Annotated in this window: 16 protein-coding genes and 1 tRNA gene; 5 read left to right on the plus strand and 12 right to left on the minus strand. The window is 64.0% G+C overall.

Annotated elements, in window-relative coordinates:
* Nucleotides 1-135 precede the first annotated feature (135 nt).
* The gene (locus J8I29_RS10800) at nt 136-750 is read right to left on the minus strand and encodes a ribonuclease D (RefSeq protein ID WP_105860705.1); all 615 of its coding nucleotides are present in this window, start codon (nt 748-750) and stop codon (nt 136-138) included.
* A gap of 284 nt (nt 751-1,034) precedes the next feature.
* Here J8I29_RS10800 and ubiB point away from each other — a divergent pair, with 284 nt between their 5' ends.
* Complete coding sequence (gene ubiB / locus J8I29_RS10805; RefSeq protein ID WP_209431647.1) at nt 1,035-2,570, plus strand: 2-polyprenylphenol 6-hydroxylase; 1,536 nt, start codon at nt 1,035-1,037, stop codon at nt 2,568-2,570.
* A 127-nt stretch (nt 2,571-2,697) separates the two neighbouring features.
* Here ubiB and J8I29_RS10810 read toward each other — a convergent pair whose 3' ends face one another.
* The 8 genes from J8I29_RS10810 to J8I29_RS10845 all read right to left on the minus strand — a co-directional run bounded on the left by J8I29_RS10810 (nt 2,698) and on the right by J8I29_RS10845 (nt 9,538).
* Entirely contained in the window at nt 2,698-3,108 is a 411-nt protein-coding gene (locus J8I29_RS10810; protein WP_209431648.1) for a DUF805 domain-containing protein, read from the minus strand.
* A 371-nt stretch (nt 3,109-3,479) separates the two neighbouring features.
* Nucleotides 3,480-3,890: a DUF805 domain-containing protein gene (locus tag J8I29_RS10815; RefSeq protein WP_209431649.1), complete on the minus strand. Its 411-nt coding sequence runs from the start codon at nt 3,888-3,890 to the stop codon at nt 3,480-3,482.
* Nucleotides 3,891-4,069: 179 nt separating this feature from the next.
* The gene (locus J8I29_RS10820) at nt 4,070-4,480 is read right to left on the minus strand and encodes a DUF805 domain-containing protein (protein WP_105860708.1); all 411 of its coding nucleotides are present in this window, start codon (nt 4,478-4,480) and stop codon (nt 4,070-4,072) included.
* A 12-nt stretch (nt 4,481-4,492) separates the two neighbouring features.
* Complete coding sequence (locus tag J8I29_RS10825; RefSeq protein WP_209431650.1) at nt 4,493-5,146, minus strand: hypothetical protein; 654 nt, start codon at nt 5,144-5,146, stop codon at nt 4,493-4,495.
* A 97-nt stretch (nt 5,147-5,243) separates the two neighbouring features.
* A complete protein-coding gene (locus tag J8I29_RS10830; RefSeq protein ID WP_209431651.1) occupies nt 5,244-5,600 on the minus strand; it encodes a DUF805 domain-containing protein in 357 nt (118 codons plus the stop codon).
* A gap of 151 nt (nt 5,601-5,751) precedes the next feature.
* Nucleotides 5,752-7,629: a sulfate adenylyltransferase subunit CysN gene (gene cysN, locus J8I29_RS10835; RefSeq protein ID WP_280870375.1), complete on the minus strand. Its 1,878-nt coding sequence runs from the start codon at nt 7,627-7,629 to the stop codon at nt 5,752-5,754.
* A 41-nt stretch (nt 7,630-7,670) separates the two neighbouring features.
* Entirely contained in the window at nt 7,671-8,579 is a 909-nt protein-coding gene (gene cysD / locus J8I29_RS10840; RefSeq protein WP_105860712.1) for a sulfate adenylyltransferase subunit CysD, read from the minus strand.
* Between the two features lie 263 nt (nt 8,580-8,842).
* Nucleotides 8,843-9,538: a 5-formyltetrahydrofolate cyclo-ligase gene (locus J8I29_RS10845; RefSeq protein ID WP_348536002.1), complete on the minus strand. Its 696-nt coding sequence runs from the start codon at nt 9,536-9,538 to the stop codon at nt 8,843-8,845.
* Nucleotides 9,539-9,736: 198 nt separating this feature from the next.
* Between J8I29_RS10845 and J8I29_RS10850 the strand changes: the two genes are divergently transcribed.
* The 4 genes from J8I29_RS10850 (at nt 9,737) to J8I29_RS10865 (ending at nt 14,093) form a co-directional block, all read left to right on the plus strand.
* Nucleotides 9,737-10,612 carry a LysR family transcriptional regulator gene (locus tag J8I29_RS10850; RefSeq protein WP_209431653.1) on the plus strand — a complete coding sequence of 292 codons (876 nt, stop codon included), beginning with the start codon at nt 9,737-9,739 and terminating at the stop codon, nt 10,610-10,612.
* Nucleotides 10,613-10,750: 138 nt separating this feature from the next.
* Nucleotides 10,751-11,635 (plus strand): sugar phosphate isomerase/epimerase, encoded by an 885-nt coding sequence (locus J8I29_RS10855; RefSeq protein WP_209431654.1) that lies wholly within the window; start codon nt 10,751-10,753, stop codon nt 11,633-11,635.
* A 194-nt stretch (nt 11,636-11,829) separates the two neighbouring features.
* Nucleotides 11,830-13,056 (plus strand): ROK family transcriptional regulator, encoded by a 1,227-nt coding sequence (locus J8I29_RS10860; protein ID WP_209431655.1) that lies wholly within the window; start codon nt 11,830-11,832, stop codon nt 13,054-13,056.
* Between the two features lie 89 nt (nt 13,057-13,145).
* Complete coding sequence (locus tag J8I29_RS10865) at nt 13,146-14,093, plus strand: sugar kinase (protein WP_209431656.1); 948 nt, start codon at nt 13,146-13,148, stop codon at nt 14,091-14,093.
* Between the two features lie 170 nt (nt 14,094-14,263).
* Here the strand turns inward: J8I29_RS10865 and J8I29_RS10870 are convergent, their stop codons facing one another.
* The 3 genes from J8I29_RS10870 to J8I29_RS10880 all read right to left on the minus strand — a co-directional run bounded on the left by J8I29_RS10870 (nt 14,264) and on the right by J8I29_RS10880 (nt 15,420).
* The gene (locus tag J8I29_RS10870; RefSeq protein ID WP_105860717.1) at nt 14,264-14,521 is read right to left on the minus strand and encodes a GlsB/YeaQ/YmgE family stress response membrane protein; all 258 of its coding nucleotides are present in this window, start codon (nt 14,519-14,521) and stop codon (nt 14,264-14,266) included.
* Between the two features lie 208 nt (nt 14,522-14,729).
* Complete coding sequence (locus J8I29_RS10875) at nt 14,730-15,029, minus strand: hypothetical protein (protein ID WP_209431657.1); 300 nt, start codon at nt 15,027-15,029, stop codon at nt 14,730-14,732.
* Nucleotides 15,030-15,344: 315 nt separating this feature from the next.
* Nucleotides 15,345-15,420 (minus strand) — tRNA-Ala (locus J8I29_RS10880).
* Between the last annotated feature and the right edge of the window lie 161 nt (nt 15,421-15,581).

The following is a 15,581-nucleotide window of genomic DNA, read 5'->3' on the forward strand; positions in this document are numbered from 1 at the left end:
AAAATCGCAACAGGTGCGCTCTCATAGCAGATTTCCGCCCCAGGGGGAATGTGCCGAGGGGAACGCGTCACGCCGCCGTCACCCGCCGGGCTTCCGGACGGGCACGAATATGGAGCGAGGCATGAGGCCCCGGTCTCAGCTATGGGCGAAGATATCGGTCTCGGGCCAGCCATTGAGGTCGAGCAGCGCCCGCGTCGGCAGAAAGTCGAAACAGGCGCGCGCCATTTCTGAGCGTCCCTCCCGCGCCAGGGTGACGTCGAGCTTGGCCTTGAGCTCGTGCAGATAGAGCACATCCGATGCGGCATAGGCGAGCTGGGCGTCGGTGAGCGTGTCCGCACCCCAGTCGGAGGATTGCTGCTGCTTGGAGAGGTCGATGCCGAGCAGTTCGCGCACCAGGTCCTTGAGCCCGTGGCGGTCGGTGTAGGTGCGGGTGAGCCGGGAAGCGATCTTGGTGCAATAGACCGGCTTCGTCGCCACGCCGAAGGCATTCTGCAGCGCGGCAATGTCGAAGCGGGCGAAATGGAAGATCTTGGTGACCGATGGATTGGCCAGCAACTGCTCGAGATTGGGGGCGCTCTTCTGCCCCTGGGCGATCTGCACCACATCGGCAGTACCATCCCCCGGCGAAAGCTGCACCACGCAGAGCCGGTCACGATGGGGGTTGAGGCCCATGGTCTCGGTATCGATGGCGGCGCTGGTGGTGTAGCGGGACAGGTCGGGCAGATCGCCGCGGTGGTAGCGAATGGTCACGGAAGCTTCCTGAACTCGATATCATTGGATCAGAGTGCAGATAGAACTCTCGCGAGACGATGTGCAAGAGGCGGAGGGGTCTGGGCGGTTGCGGACGAAGGGTTTCTCCCGGGACGGCCGGCTTCCAGCCGACTATTCCTCCTCGGCAGGCACAACGTTTCCGGGAGCCGGCTGAAGGCGGCAGTCCCGGGAAGGTTTGCCAACGCGCCCGCGCGTGCTATCGACCTCCCCGCGAATTCATTCGGCTGGTACCCTTGGCTTCTTTCCTCGACCCTTTTCGTCTCATGCGCGCGGGCTGGACGCTGGCCCGCGAAGGCGCGCTCGGCCTCGTCGACGTCCATGATTTGCCGGCGCCGGCAAGGCTGGTGGTGCGCCTCGGCCGGCTGGTCGAAAAACGCAATGTCAGCGGCGGCAAGGGCCTGGCCGCCGCCCTGGTGAAACTCGGTCCGAGCTGGGTGAAGCTCGGCCAGTTCCTGGCGACCAGGCCGGATGTCGTCGGCTTTGCCGTGGCGCGCGACCTGGAGGAGCTGCAGGACCGCATGCCGCCCTTCCCGCAGGCCACCGCCATCACGGAAATCGAGAGGGCCCTGGGCGGCCCGCTGCACCAGTTCTTCGCCGAGCTTTCCGAGCCTGTCGCCGCCGCCTCGGTGGCACAGGTGCACAAGGGCGTCATCCGCGACGCCGACGGCGAGCGCGAAGTGGCGGTGAAGGTACTGCGCCCGGGCGTCGACCGGCGTTTCCGCTCCGACCTCTCCACCTTCTATTTCGCCGCGCGCACCATCGAGCGGCTCGATCCGCGTTCCAAGCGCCTCAAGCCGGTCGAGACGGTCGACATGCTGGCGCGCACCGTCGCCTTCGAGATGGATTCGCGCCTGGAGGCAGCTGCTCTGTCGGAAATGGCGGAAAACATCGCCGACGATCCCGATTTCCGTATCCCCGCGCCGGACTGGAACCGCACCGCCCGCTCCGTGCTGACGCTGGAATGGATCGAGGGCATCCCCCTCTCCGACATCGACAGGTTGAAGGCGGCCGGCTTCGATCTCGTCGATCTCGCCCGCATCATCATCCAGTCCTTCCTGCGCCATGCCATACGCGACGGCTTCTTCCACGCCGACATGCATCAGGGCAATCTGATGATCGATGCCTCCGGCCAGCTCGTGGCCGTGGATTTCGGCATCATGGGCCGGGCCGGCCTGAAGGAGCGCCGCTTCCTCGCCGAAATCCTGCACGGCTTCATCACCCGAAACTACCGGCGGGTGGCAGAGGTGCATTTCGAAGCGGGCTATGTGCCCTCGAGCCACTCGATTGACGATTTCGCCCAGGCGATCCGTGCCATCGGCGAACCGATTCATCAGAAGCGGGCCGACGAGATCTCGATGGCCAAGCTCCTGACGCTGCTGTTCGAGATCACCGAACTCTTCGACATGAAGACCCGGCCCGAACTGATCCTGCTGCAGAAGACCATGGTGGTGGTGGAAGGCGTCGCCCGGCGGCTCAATCCCAAGCTCGACATGTGGACGACGGCCGATCCGGTGGTGCGCGACTGGATCGAGCGCAATCTCGGCCCACTGGGCAAGCTCAGCGATCTGGGGCAGCAGACGCGGGAGGCCGGGAAATCATTCACCTTGCTGCCGAGCCTGCTCAATCGGGCCGAGACCCTTGCCGAACGTCTCAACGAGGCGGCGGAAAAGGGCTTTGCCCTCAAGCCCGAGAGCATCGAGGCGATCGGCAGGGCCGAAGCCCGCCGCAATCGCTGGGGCAATGCCGCGTTGTGGATTATCGCCTTCGCAGCGCTCTACCTGGCCTGGAACCTGGTCTGAACGCAGCGGCGTAGACCTATGCCAGGTGCCATTGAAAACAAGCTCGTGGCGTGGTCTCTGCTGAAAACCGGTCTCGGCTGTCCGATATGGTGCTTCGGGGGCCGAGCCGGCTCGGCCCCCTTCTCGTTCAGGAAAAGACACCTGCGACTTCATTGCCGCCGATCCCCTTGGGCGAGGGACCATATTGGTTGGGGCCCTGGGTGCCATCCAGGAAACCGAGTTCGATGAAAACCCAGATGGCGCCGACGATGGGAATGAGGCTGGCGAGCAGGAACCAACCGCTCCTGTTGCGGTCATGGCAGCGGCGAACGCCGATGGAAAGCCCGGACCACACAAAGCCGACATAGAGCACGACACCGATCACGCCCAGCAGGTAGATGAGCGGACTGTCAGGCGTCATGGTCAGTGCCAAGCCGTAGAGGATTCCCACGATGACGCACAAGGCGATCCATTGCAGGAGATGATAGATCCAGTAGCTGCTGCGACGCAGCCGGCCCTGGAAACTGAACAATTTCTCCACAAGTGTCGGTTCATTCATCTGCTCAACCCCTTTGATCTTAAGCTCTATAGCGTTTTGCGACTAGACGGAGTCACCTAGAATCGCAAAGACGCGTCAGAACAATGAGTTAGAGCAAATAAGCGTTCACGCTTGAACGCGCTTTGCTCTAGCGGTTTCAATGTTTGTCGGCCTATCAGTGGGGACAATTGAAAACAAGGCATCGATCCCGACGAATGAGAGACTTGTTTCCAGCGTGACAGAAGAACGGCGAGCTGTCCGTTTGAAGTCATGACATTTTACAATTCAGGAAACTGTCGCAATCAAAGCGATGATCTTCACCTTACCTCGGCATTCCAATTCATGGGCGGGAAACTCGCCGGCGTTTCTGGGCCTTGATCGTCGGCTTGCCTTCAAAGATCCTCGTTGGCTGCCCGCCATTGGCTGGCCATGCCCTCCGGCTCAGGACCGAAGCGATTGGCGGCTCGGGTGCCGCGCCAGAAAAACAGGTCGACCAGCAGCCAGAGGTTGGCGATTGGGATCAGTCCCACCAGCAGGAACCAAGCTGAATGGTCACGGTCATGGCAGCGCTTGGCCAGGATGCAGAAGCTCATCCAGCCCATCATCAGGCCGAGCCCGCCGAGCGGCACCCACGGCAGCAGCCGCAACGCCGCCGCCGGATCATGGCGATAATAGGCGAATACCCATCCTCCCCAGACGAAGGCAGCGGCCGCAAACATCGCGCACAGGCAAACATAGGCGAACAAGGCGTCGAAGCGAGGAATACGCCCTTTCGGGCTGAGCAACATCCGCCCGATGGTCATACCGCCTTCATTTGAACCGGCTTGTGCCATGGTGCATTCGTCACGGCTGGCGTTCCTCTGGCCAGGATACACTCGGAACGATACTGCGCCAACGGTCTGCAACTCGAGGTGGGAGCGAGGCGACGCCACGACTGCTCGACGGTGATTCCGTCGGATCGCGAGGATCTATGCTCCGAAGGTCATTCGTCAGCAGGAGGCCCGAAGCGGTTGGGACCCGGCACGCCCCTGATGAAGCCCATCTCGATCAGCGTCCACAGTGCGATGAGATGGCCCAGCCAGACCAGCCAGGACTGCACGAAGATCGCGGCGGCCCAGAAGGCAAGGCAGCCCGCCGTCCAGCCGACATACCACAGGCCCGATTTGCCGCGATCATGACAACGCTTGAAGCCGGCAGCAAGATAGGGCCAGGCGCAGATGAACCAGCCGATCGCGCTCATGCGGAAAACGCGAGCCGGTCCCTCGTCCGGCAAATTCGTCGCCGCGAACAGCCACCACGCGACCCAGACCAGATAGATGAAGGCGAGCGGCACCGTGACGAGAAGATAGGCGTGCCGACCGATGCGGCCCTTGAAGGAAAGCAGATTGCCCATTACGCCCCGCCCTCAGCGCCAGTCATCCGGCAAGGGCTTGCCGGGTTCGAGCAGCGGCCCGACATAAAGACCTCTCTGGCGGCGCTTGGCTGCGTATTGCCGGCGCTCCTCGACCGTCTTCGGAAATACAGAAATGAAGCCGTCCTGGTATTTTTTACGCCATTCGCTGACAGCCTCGGTCCATTGGGAAGCCGACAGGCCCTCCGGCCTGCCAGCATAGAGCGGTATTTTCTTTTCGTAGGAGATGGCCCGAGCTCCGATTTCCTGCCAGGCATCGAGGTCACTGGCAGCCCAGGAATTGATGGCCGGCCCCATACTGTCGTTCAGCGCGCCGCGCAGATCGTTCAGTTTCGGTTCTGTTTCAGCCCAGGCGCGTGAGCGCGATTGGAACAAATAATACCAGAATGCCGCCTGGCGCCTGTCGCCGCGCGCCCACAGCACATCGACGACGCGGGCGAAATAATAGGGGTGCACGGCACTGGGCCGCCGGATGATGAAGTCAGCCGCCTCGGCAGGCCCGACGGTTTCGCCCAGCGGGCCGCCGCTGAGAGGTGTCTCGCTCCCGACCGCGGGAGGCGTCTGGGCCTGCGCCAAAGCGGGCATGGCGAAGACCGCGCCCGCCAGGAAGAACGCCGCGAACCACGATCCCGCGCTGCGCATCGACATCAGTCCAATTTCCGGTACCCGCGCCACCATTGCAACCGATGGCCGAGGCGTCAACTGTGCATGCGGCGTGCCGCCTCGCCGGCTGTAGTCCGCAGTGTCAGGAGAAGAGTTCCAACATTTGTTCATCGGTGCTCGCCTCGAGGGCGGGTCCATAACGGTTCGGGCCGGCTACACCGTCCCGCACTGCGAGCAAGGCCGTCACCCAGAACCATAGAACCGAACTCGGAGCGAAGGGCACGGGCAACAGCCACCAGCCCGAATAGCCCAGATCGTGCAGGCGCTTGGTTGAAACGGCCCAGAGTGGCCAAAGCAACGGCAAGCACGCAAGAAGGCGAGAAAGTCCCGGGACCAGGATGAGATAGATCAGCGATTCAGGCAGGCCGAGCCGGTCTGGAAGAGCAATCAGCATCGACGCCGCCGCCTGGCCGAATACCAGTTCGAGTCCCAGCGCCAAACCGAGCAGAGCCGGGCCGAAGGCCCGCCACGCCCCCGGCCCTGTTCTGCCCCGAAGGCAGAACAGCTGATATCGCCAGTGCACGCGGCGCCCCCCGGATTTGCCCGTTTTTCCCCTATGGGAAAAATTACCGCCTCGCAATCGCGGGTGCTTACAGCCCCCAATCGTCCTGATGGTCGAGCAGGCCGCGCTCGCGCAGGGCCTTCACCACGATCTCCGCCAAAGCCTTGGGCGTTTCACCGACGGTCTGCAGCACGATCTCGGCATTCTCTGGCCGCTCATAGGGGCTGCTGATGCCGGTGAAGTGCTTGATCTCGCCGGCCAGCGCCTTGGCGTAGAGCCCCTTGGGATCGCGCTTGATGCAATCCTCGATCGGGGTGTCCACGAAGACCTCGACGAACTCGCCGGCCTCGACCAGGGAGCGGACGAGCGCCCGCTCCGCCTCGAAGGGCGAGATGAAGGAACACAAGACGATGGTGCCGCTCTCGACGAAGAGCTTGGCGACCTCCCCGATGCGCCGGATGTTCTCGACCCGGTCAGCATCGGTGAAGCCGAGATCGCGGTTGAGGCCGTGGCGGACATTATCGCCGTCGAGCAGCATGGTATGATGGCCGGCATGGGCGAGCTCGGCCTCGACCAGATTGGCGATGGTCGACTTGCCCGAGCCCGACAGGCCGGTGAACCAGACGATCGCCGCCTTCTGGTGCTTGAGCGCCGAACGGGCGAGCTTGTCGATGGTGAGCGACTGGCGGTGGATGTTGGTGGCCCGGCGGAGGGCGAAGTCGATCATGCCCGCCGCCGCCGTCTGGTTGGTCGCCCGGTCGATCAGGATGAAGGCGCCGGTCTCGCGGTTGTCGACATAGGCGTCGATCGCCACGGGCACGCCCGTCGCCACCTTGACGACGCCGATCTCGTTGAGCTGCAGCGTACGGGCGGCGAGATGCTCCTGGGTATTGACGTCGATCTTGTGCTTGATCGAGGTGATGGTCGCCGGCACGAATTTGGTGCCGATGCGCAGCATATAGGAACGGCCCGGGAGCAGCGCGTCCTCGGACATCCAGATCAGGTGAGCGGCGAATTGGTCGGTGACATCGGGGCGCTCGGTGGCGAGGGAAAACACGTCGCCGCGGGCGGCATCGATCTCGTCGGCAAGCGTCAGGGTGACCGCGTCGCCTGCGACGGCTTCCTCCAGATCGCCGTCCTGGGTGACGATGCGGGTTACCACCGAGGTCTTCCCGGAAGCCGCCACCGTCACGCTGTCGCCCGGGCGAACGGCGCCGGAGGCGACCGTGCCCGAAAAACCGCGGAAGTCGAGATTGGGCCGGTTCACCCATTGCACCGGGAAGCGGAAGGACTTCTTGGCGGCGTCGGAGGCCACGTCGATGGTCTCTAGATGCTCGATCAGGATGGGGCCGTGATACCAGTCCATATTGGTCGAGCGTGTCGAGACGTTCTCGCCGAAGCGGGCCGAGATCGGAATCAGGGTCACCGAGGTGAAAGCAAGATTGGCGGTGAAGGCCAGAATGTCGTGGACGATCTTCTCGAAGACGACACGATCATAGTCCACCAAGTCGATCTTGTTGACGGCGACCACGATGTGGCGGATGCCGAGCAGCGAGCAGATGGTGGCATGGCGCTTGGTCTGCACCAGCACGCCCTTGCGTGCATCGATCATCAGCACGGCGAGATCGGCGGTGGAAGCCCCGGTCGCCATGTTGCGGGTATATTGCTCGTGCCCAGGCGTGTCGGCCACGATGAAGGAGCGCTTGGCGGTGGAGAAGAAACGATAGGCGACGTCGATGGTGATGCCCTGCTCGCGCTCGGCCTCCAGCCCGTCGACCAGCAGGGCGAAGTCGATGTCCTCGCCCGTGGTGCCGTGGCGCTTGGAATCCTTCTCCAGCGCGGCGAGCTGGTCCTCGAAGATCAGCTTGGAATCGTAAAGCAGGCGGCCGATCAGGGTCGACTTGCCGTCATCGACGGAACCGCAGGTGAGGAAGCGCAACAACCCCTTCTCGCGGGGCTTGAGCATTTCGGCGAGCGAGAGCTGGGTCTGGGGAGCGGCAGCGTTCATCAGAAATAGCCCTCGCGCTTCTTCTTTTCCATCGAGGCCGACTCGTCATTATCGATCAGGCGCCCCTGGCGCTCGGAGGTGCGGGCCGTGAGCATTTCGCGCACGATGTCGGCGACGGAGGTCGCTTCGGAATCGATGGCGCCCGAAAGCGGGTAGCAGCCGAGCGTGCGAAAACGGACCCGGCGCATCTCGGGCACCTCCCCCGGCTCCAGGGGCAGGCGGTCATCGTCGACCATCAGCATGGTGCCGGCCCGGAACACCACCGGCCGCTCCTTGGCGAGATAGAGCGGCACGATCGGAATGTCCTCTTCCAGGATGTATTGCCAGATGTCGAGTTCGGTCCAGTTCGACAGCGGGAAGACACGGATCGATTCGCCCTGCCGGATCTTGGTGTTGTAGAGCGACCATAGTTCGGGGCGCTGGTTGCGCGGATCCCAGGTGTGGTTGGCGGTGCGGAAGGAGAAGATGCGCTCCTTGGCGCGGCTCTTTTCTTCGTCGCGGCGGGCCCCGCCGAAGGCCGCGTCGAACTTGTGTTTGTCGAGAGCCTGCCGCAGCCCCTCGGTCTTCATCACCTGGGTATGCAGGGAAGAGCCGGAGGTGATCGGATTGATGCCCCGTTCGATGCCGTCCTGGTTGATATGCACGATGAGGTCGAGCCCGTAGCGCTTGGCGATCTCGTCGCGGAACGAGATCATGTCCTTGAACTTCCAGGTCGTGTCGACATGCAGCAGCGGGAAGGGCAGCTTGGAGGGATAGAACGCCTTCAGGGCCAGATGCAGCATCACCCCCGAATCCTTGCCGATGGAATAGAGCATCACCGGATTGGCGAATTCGGCCGCGACTTCGCGGATGATCCCGATCGACTCGGCTTCGAGCCGCTTGAGATGAGGGGAGAGAGTGCGGGACATTGACGCCTATAGGCCCTTTTCACATTGTGAAATGCGTAATTAGGGCATTTTACATAGAATGCTCGGTCTGCCGGCGCAAGTGCGTTTCTTGCGCGGAGAATAGGCATCGACCCAGCATGTCACCACGGACAGCGTTGCGCAACGTTGTGGCCTGAGCGTTTCAGGACATGGAGGAGAACTAAGCCGGCGGAAGAGAGCCGCATTTGCCGGCATCTTCGAGCGGCGAGCGCATCCGGCTCGGCGAATGACGGGCCCTCTTTGCTTCAATCGCTCGGGTAGCGACGAACTCCCTCATCCGTGACGATGGCGTCAAGCGGGATATCATGCGCCAGCGGGTGGATGGTACGGATCGCCGCTTCGGCATAGCCGACGCCGATCGCCACCACACTGGCGGGCAGGCTCGCCAGCGTGCGGTCGAAATAGCCACCGCCATAGCCGAGCCGGAAGCCCCTTGCGTCGTGGCCGACCACCGGCGCCAGGCAGATGTCGGGCACCACCTCACGCCCGCCCTCGGGGACCGGGATGTTCCAGAAGCCCTTGACCAGCTTCTCGCCCTGCCGCCATGTCCGGAACACCAGGGGTGTGTTCCTTTCCACCACCAGCGGCAGGGCCGTGATCGCCCCCCGCGCGGCGAGTGCCTCGGCCCAGTCGCGCAGATTGGGCTCGCCCCGCAGGGGCCAGTAGAAGCTCACCACCCGCCCGGCGACATCGCCGACGACATCATCGAGATGCTTGGCGATCGCCCGGGTCTTTTCGGTTCTCAGATCGACGGGCATAGCCAGCCGCTCGGCAATCAGGCGGGCCCGCTCGCCTTTGCGCCACGCCATGATTTCCGCGCGGCGCTCGGCCTGCTTCTGTGCGGCGGCATCGAGCTGGCCGCCCTCGACCTCATGGGCGAAGCAGGCTGACGACGCAAAGGGACGCGTCCCATCGTCATCGTCGTGATCGGCTTCCATCATGGCATCGGCTCCCTGATCGAAGTGCGCCCATCATGTCCCAAACACCCGCTGCTGGCCAGCGCGGAACGCCGGCCGTCGGCTCGCCGCCCGGCAGAGTCACACCGGCGCCATCGGCTTTCCAAGAGTTGTGACATCGAAAATAACTTCAGACAAACGCATTGTTATTGCAATTCAATGCAAGATTCATAATCTGATTTCATGGATATCGGGCTGGCACGAACCTTCCTGGAAATCGCGCAGACTGGCAGCTTCGCCGGCGCGGCCGAGCGCCTCAACCTGACGCAGACGGCGGTCAGCGCGCGCATCCGGGCTCTCGAACAGCAGATCGGCCGCCGTCTTTTCGTCCGCAACAAGGCCGGAGCCCGCCTCACGCCCGCTGGCGAGCGCTTTGTCGGTCCCGCTGCGGCCCTGGTGCAGGTGTGGGAACGCGCCCGGCAGGAGGTGGCGCTGCCGCCGGGACGGGAGGAAGGCATCAGCCTGGGAGGCGAACTCAGCCTCTGGCATCCTCTTCTCGCCGACTGGCTGACCTGGATGCATCGTGAATGTCCGCGGGTGGCTTTGCGCGTCGAGGTCGATACGCCGTCCCGGCTCATCGAACGTGTCCGGGAAGGCTCGCTCGACCTCGTCACGCTCTACAACCCGCCGCAATATCGCGACATCGTCGCCGAGCTGGTGGTGGAGGAACAGCTGGTGCTGGTGACGACCGCCACCGACGGGACGGTGGATCGCGACAGCTATATCCAGGTCGATTGGGGGCCGGCTTTCGCCCTCAACCACCGCGCCGCCTTTCCCGATCTCGCCGCCGCTCCCCTTGCGATCTCGCTCGGCCCCCTGGCGCTGACCCATATTCTTGCCGTGGGAGGTTCGGGCTATTTTCGCGCCGGCGCCGTCACGTCCTTCCTCGCCGATGGACGCCTGCGGCTCGTAAAAGGGGCGCCGGCCTTCTCCCATTCGATCTATGCGCTCTACGCCGCCCGGCGGGATAATCCCGCGCTTCATCGGGCGCGGGAGGGGCTTCGCTTCGCTGCCGCCCGCGCCGAGAGGCCTGGCCTGGGCGTGGCGACCGCCGGATAGGCCGCCGGGAAGAGGCCGACCGCCTTGCTTGAATGGGAGCCAGTTTGCTGCTACTCACAACAAATAAGGCCAAAAAGTATAATCGAACCGGCACGGTCCGGACGGAACCCGGCCGGCGCAACAGGGGCAGGATCCACCATGGACAAACTCGGCATTCATTCCTTCGTATGGACGGGCGGCACCACCCAGCAGGATCTCGAAGGCGCGATGGAGAAGTCGCATGACCTCGGCTACAAGCTGATCGAATTCCCCCGCCTCGATCCCCGCAAATTCGATGTGTCCTGGCTGGCGCGGCGCCTCAAGGACTATGACCTTGCCGTGACCGTCACCATGGGCCTGCCGCTGGAAGGCGATATTTCGAGCGAGGACGCGGCCGTGGTGCGCCGGGGCGAGGAAATCCTGTCCGATGCGGTCGCCATCACGCGCGATCTCGGCGGCCACAAGCTCGGCGGCATCATCTTCTCGGCCCACACCAAATATCGCAGCCTGCCGACGCGCAAGGGCTGGGACAACAGCGTGGCGACGCTGTCGCGCCTGGCCGATACGGCCAAGCAGGCGGGCGTCAGCCTCAACCTGGAAATCGTCAACCGCTTCGAGACCAATCTGCTCAACACCACCGCGCAGGGGCTTGCCTTCATCAAGGAGACCGGCTCGGACAATATCTTCCTGCATCTCGACACCTTCCACATGAACATCGAGGAAGCAGACCCGGTGCAGGCGATCCGGCTCGCGGGCGACAAGCTCGGCTATTTCCACATCGGCGAAAGCAATCGTGGCTATCTCGGCTCGGGCGTGATCAACTTTCCCGCCATATTCGACGCCCTCGTCGCCAGCGGCTATGAGGATTGGATCACCTTCGAGAGCTTTTCCTCCGAGGTGGTCGACGAAGATCTCTCGATCATCTGCGCGATCTGGCGCAACACCTGGACCGACAATGTCGATCTCGCCCGCCGCGCCAAGGCCTTCATCGACGATCGCTACGCCGAGGCGCGGCGCAAGGCCGAGACGGCACGCACGCCGTGAAATCGACCTGGAACGCGCTTGGGAACGTTGGCTGCTTGTGCGTCAGTGCCGGCAGCCCGCCACGCGGCAATTATGGAACCGCACCGGCAACACCATTCTAACGTGTTGTTCCGACGCGTCTTTGCGCGGCTGACGATTCCATGGCGCCGCGCGGCATTGTAGTCTCCCCTCCAAACCGAGCGGATCTCTCCATCTTGGCAACGCCGCAGACCGTCCGTCATCTCAATGAAATCAGGGCTCTCAATGCCCTGTTTCGCCACACCGGCATGAGCCGGGCCGACCTTGCGCGAGCACTCGGGCTCAACCGGTCGACCACGGGCAACATCATCACGGGCCTGATCACGGAGGGCCTTGCCGTCGAGCGCCGCGACGAGCCGCACAACGAGAGCGCGGGCAAGACTGGCCGTCCCGGTATCCGGGTGCAGATCGATCCAGCCGGCGCCAGCTTTCTCGGCGCCGAGATCGGCGTCGACCGGCTCACTGTCGTCGTCATCGACATGCGGGCCGAGGAGATCCTGCGCCTCACCTTGCCCTTCCCGACCCATCGTGAAACCCCGGAGGCCGGCACCGACCGCATGGTAGCTCTGATCGCCGAAGCCATCGAGAGCCTCGACCGGCCCGAGCGCCTGCGCGGACTGTGCGTGACCCTGCCGGCCCTGCTCGCCTCGGACGGCACGGTGATCAACGGCCTCATGCTCGGCTGGCGCGACGTGAAGCTGCGGGACATGGTCACCGACCGGCTGAAGCGGCGTTTCCCGTCGCTCGATCCCGCCATCTCGATCGAGAACGACGCCAATGCCTTCGCCATCGCCGAGACCTATCGCGACACCACGCATCGCTCGGAGACCGTCGCCTTCCTGCTGATCGAGAACGGTGCCGGCGGCGGTATCGTCATCGGCGGCAGGCTGCTGCGCGGCTCGGCAGGCTTTGCCGGCGAATTCGGCCAGATCGTGCTCGGCGGCCACAGCATCCAGGCGGGCCGCTCCAAGCCGGGCCATCTGGAAAGCTATATCGGCAAGGACGCCCTCCTCGGCTCCTACCACGCCCAGGGCGGGGAGGCCGATCTCGACAGGCTGCTGCAGGGGCTGGCACGCGGGGAAGCCGCTGCCCTCGCCACCGCCCGGGCCTGGGGCGAGCGCCTCGCCGCCGGCCTGATCCAGGTCACCAGCGTGCTCAATCCCGGTCTGATCATCCTGGGCGGCTCCGTCGCCCCGGTCTTCACCCACGTCGCGGCCGAGGTCAGCAGGGCCATGCAGCGCGAATTGCTCGAGGGCTTTCCGCTGCCGCGCATCGAGGTTTCAGCCCTCGGTGTCGAAGGCCCTGCCCTCGGCGGCGCTCTCCTGATGCATCAGCGCATGTTCTCCATCGACGAAAGCGCGATCTATGCCAGCGAACAGCCGATCACGCTGTTCCAGAGCTAGGGCGCGCCGTCACTTTTGGCCAATTGGCGCGTCGCGTATCGTAGCAAGCCGAAAGGCCGCTCCCCCTTTCCGTCATCGAGGAACCTCCCATGCTTGCAGGCAAGATCGTCACTATCGGCGAGATCCTGGTGGAGATCATGGCCACCACCACCGGCAACGGCTTCCTGGAGCCACAACCCCTGGTCGGGCCCTTCCCGAGCGGCGCTCCGGCGATCTTCATCGACCAGGTCGGCAAACTCGGCCACCCCGCCGCGATCGTCTCGGCCGTGGGGGACGACGATTTTGGCACGCTGAACCTCGAACGCCTGCGTCGCGACGGCGTCGACGTCTCCGCCGTGGCCGTGCATGCGGGTGCGGCCACCGGCAGCGCCTTCGTGCGCTACCGGCCGGATGGCGGCCGTTCCTTCGTCTATAACATGCGGGACAGCGCCGCCGGGCGCATCGCCGCCACGCCCGAGGCCGAGGCGGTGCTCGCCGAAGCGGGCCATCTCCATATCATGGGATCCGGACTGCCCGTACCGGCCGTCGCCGACATGATCCTGAAGACCCTGCCGGGACTCAAGGCACGCGGCGGCACCGTCTCCTTCGACCCCAACATCCGGCGGGAGACGCTGCGCGACGGCAGCAAGGCGGTCTTCCATACCGTGCTGGCGGCGACCGATCTCTTCCTGCCCTCCGGCGAGGAGCTGTCGCTGGTCTCCGGCGAGACCGACGAGGACAAGGCGGTGGCAGGCGTGCTGGCGACGGGCGTCAAGGAGATCGTGCTGAAGCGCGGCGCCGGCGGCGCGAGCCATTTCAGCCGAGAGGGCCGCACCGACATGCCAGGCTTCGCGGTGACCGAGATCGACCCGACTGGCGCAGGCGATTGCTTCGGCGCGACCTTCCTGGTGGCCCGCCGGCTCGGCAAGCCGGTGGCGGAAGCCCTGCGCTATGCCAATGCCGCGGGCGCCCACACCGTCACCGTGCAGGGACCGATGGAAGGGAGCGCGGACTTCGCCGAACTCGACCGCTTCATGGCGCAAGCCGGAAGCCCATGAAGCCACGCCCCGTCGCCGCCTGTTACGAAACTGTCGCAAGGCGGGAATAGCATGGCCGGGCATGGGGCCTCTCTCGCCCTGCCACGGCCCGGCCGGGTTCTCCAGCAGCGTTCGCTGGCTGGGCCGTGCCCCTTCACCGTTCGCCCGGTGAGGGCACGGAGGTTGGCCCATCAGGCGGATCGTTTCAGCATTCGTCCGAGCGCGATCAGGATGCAGGCGCCAATGAAGCCCGCGATGAGATAGCCGATCCAGCCGCCCAGCACTACGCCGAACATACTCAGCACCAGATTGGCGACAGCCGCGCCGACGATGCCAAGGATAATGTTCATGAGGATGCCCATATCGCTCTTCATGAACATTTCGGCCAGCCAGCCAGCCAGGCCGCCAATAATGATGGCTCCGATCCAACCCACCTGCGGATTATCCATATTTCACCCCCATTATCAGGCCTGGAACCAGGCGCGCCTGCCGAAGGCCTCCTGCGACTGGCGCAAGGCCGGCCCGTTCGCAGGGCGCCATGGTGCCGAGGCGGGACCTTGCCGGTCCCGGGATGAGAACGCATGGATCAGGCCATGGTTCCGCATCGAATCAGGAGGCCCGGCCGGCGGGCCTCCTGATAACGAAGCCCCACAGGGCTCAATAGCCGTAATAGTACCGGCGATAGTAATAGGGCCGGTAGTAGTAGCGCGGTCGATAATAGCGCCGATAGGGGCGATAGTACCGGTATGGCCGGTAGTAGCGGGGACGGTAATAGCGCGGCCGGTAGTAATAATAATACTGAGCCTGCTGAACCCGGGCCGAGCCTTCCTGGGCGTTCGCCATGGGGACCGCCCGCTCGACCGGCGCCACCGGCAGAGCCGAAGACGGCGTCGAAGTGGCTGCCAGTCCGCCGAGCATCATGACGGCAGCGAACAAGGCCTTGAGTGAAAAGCGCATGCTTTATCTCCCTTTGCTTGGCATCTCTTGCCTCGGGCATCCTCGCCGATGCCGGCCACCACGGCTATCGCCTGCGAAACACAGGGCCTCGGAGCCAAAGGGCCCCAGCGGGCAGCAATGGAGCTACATTGGTCCACCGGTGCGGATAACCGAACGGAATGCCATGAAATTCTAGAGCAAAGTGCGTTTGGACGGAAACGCTGTTTTGCCAGAACGCAGGCCGCAATCCTGCGGGGCGCATCATGGGCGATAAAAAAGCCCGCTCACAGGCGGGCTTGATGGAGCCGAACTTCGTCATCGAAGTTCGGGAGGAAGTGGTGGAGCCAAGCGGGATCGAACCGCCGACCTCTACAATGCCATTGTAGCGCTCTCCCAGCTGAGCTATGACCCCACTTTTGCGAAGCGGCCTGGGAGCTGCTTCGGTGTCCCTCAGCGTCACCGCCGACGGGCCGCTCGTTTGTCACGTTTCGCGGCTCGATGCAAGACGTCTTGTGAAGAAATTTTGGAAAATCTTTCGATTGGGGAAAAGACGCGGCACCGGGCCGGTTCCGC

Origin of the sequence: Labrys sp. LIt4 (assembly GCF_017813775.1) — a bacterium.
GTDB classification, from domain to species: domain Bacteria; phylum Pseudomonadota; class Alphaproteobacteria; order Rhizobiales; family Labraceae; genus Labrys; species Labrys okinawensis_A.

What these genes read in the sequence shown, in the direction of transcription:
- ubiB (WP_209431647.1), top strand. Translation starts at nt 1,035, where the DNA reads ATGCGCGCGGGCTGGACGCTGGCCCGCGAAGGCGCGCTCGGCCTCGTC.
- J8I29_RS10810 (WP_209431648.1), bottom strand. Translation starts at nt 3,108, where the DNA reads ATGAATGAACCGACACTTGTGGAGAAATTGTTCAGTTTCCAGGGCCGG.
- J8I29_RS10815 (WP_209431649.1), bottom strand. Translation starts at nt 3,890, where the DNA reads ATGACCATCGGGCGGATGTTGCTCAGCCCGAAAGGGCGTATTCCTCGC.
- J8I29_RS10820 (WP_105860708.1), bottom strand. Translation starts at nt 4,480, where the DNA reads ATGGGCAATCTGCTTTCCTTCAAGGGCCGCATCGGTCGGCACGCCTAT.
- J8I29_RS10825 (WP_209431650.1), bottom strand. Translation starts at nt 5,146, where the DNA reads ATGTCGATGCGCAGCGCGGGATCGTGGTTCGCGGCGTTCTTCCTGGCG.
- cysN (WP_280870375.1), bottom strand. Translation starts at nt 7,629, where the DNA reads ATGCTCAAGCCCCGCGAGAAGGGGTTGTTGCGCTTCCTCACCTGCGGT.
- cysD (WP_105860712.1), bottom strand. Translation starts at nt 8,579, where the DNA reads ATGTCCCGCACTCTCTCCCCTCATCTCAAGCGGCTCGAAGCCGAGTCG.
- J8I29_RS10845 (WP_348536002.1), bottom strand. Translation starts at nt 9,538, where the DNA reads ATGATGGAAGCCGATCACGACGATGACGATGGGACGCGTCCCTTTGCG.
- J8I29_RS10850 (WP_209431653.1), top strand. Translation starts at nt 9,737, where the DNA reads ATGGATATCGGGCTGGCACGAACCTTCCTGGAAATCGCGCAGACTGGC.
- J8I29_RS10855 (WP_209431654.1), top strand. Translation starts at nt 10,751, where the DNA reads ATGGACAAACTCGGCATTCATTCCTTCGTATGGACGGGCGGCACCACC.
- J8I29_RS10865 (WP_209431656.1), top strand. Translation starts at nt 13,146, where the DNA reads ATGCTTGCAGGCAAGATCGTCACTATCGGCGAGATCCTGGTGGAGATC.
- J8I29_RS10870 (WP_105860717.1), bottom strand. Translation starts at nt 14,521, where the DNA reads ATGGATAATCCGCAGGTGGGTTGGATCGGAGCCATCATTATTGGCGGC.
- J8I29_RS10875 (WP_209431657.1), bottom strand. Translation starts at nt 15,029, where the DNA reads ATGCGCTTTTCACTCAAGGCCTTGTTCGCTGCCGTCATGATGCTCGGC.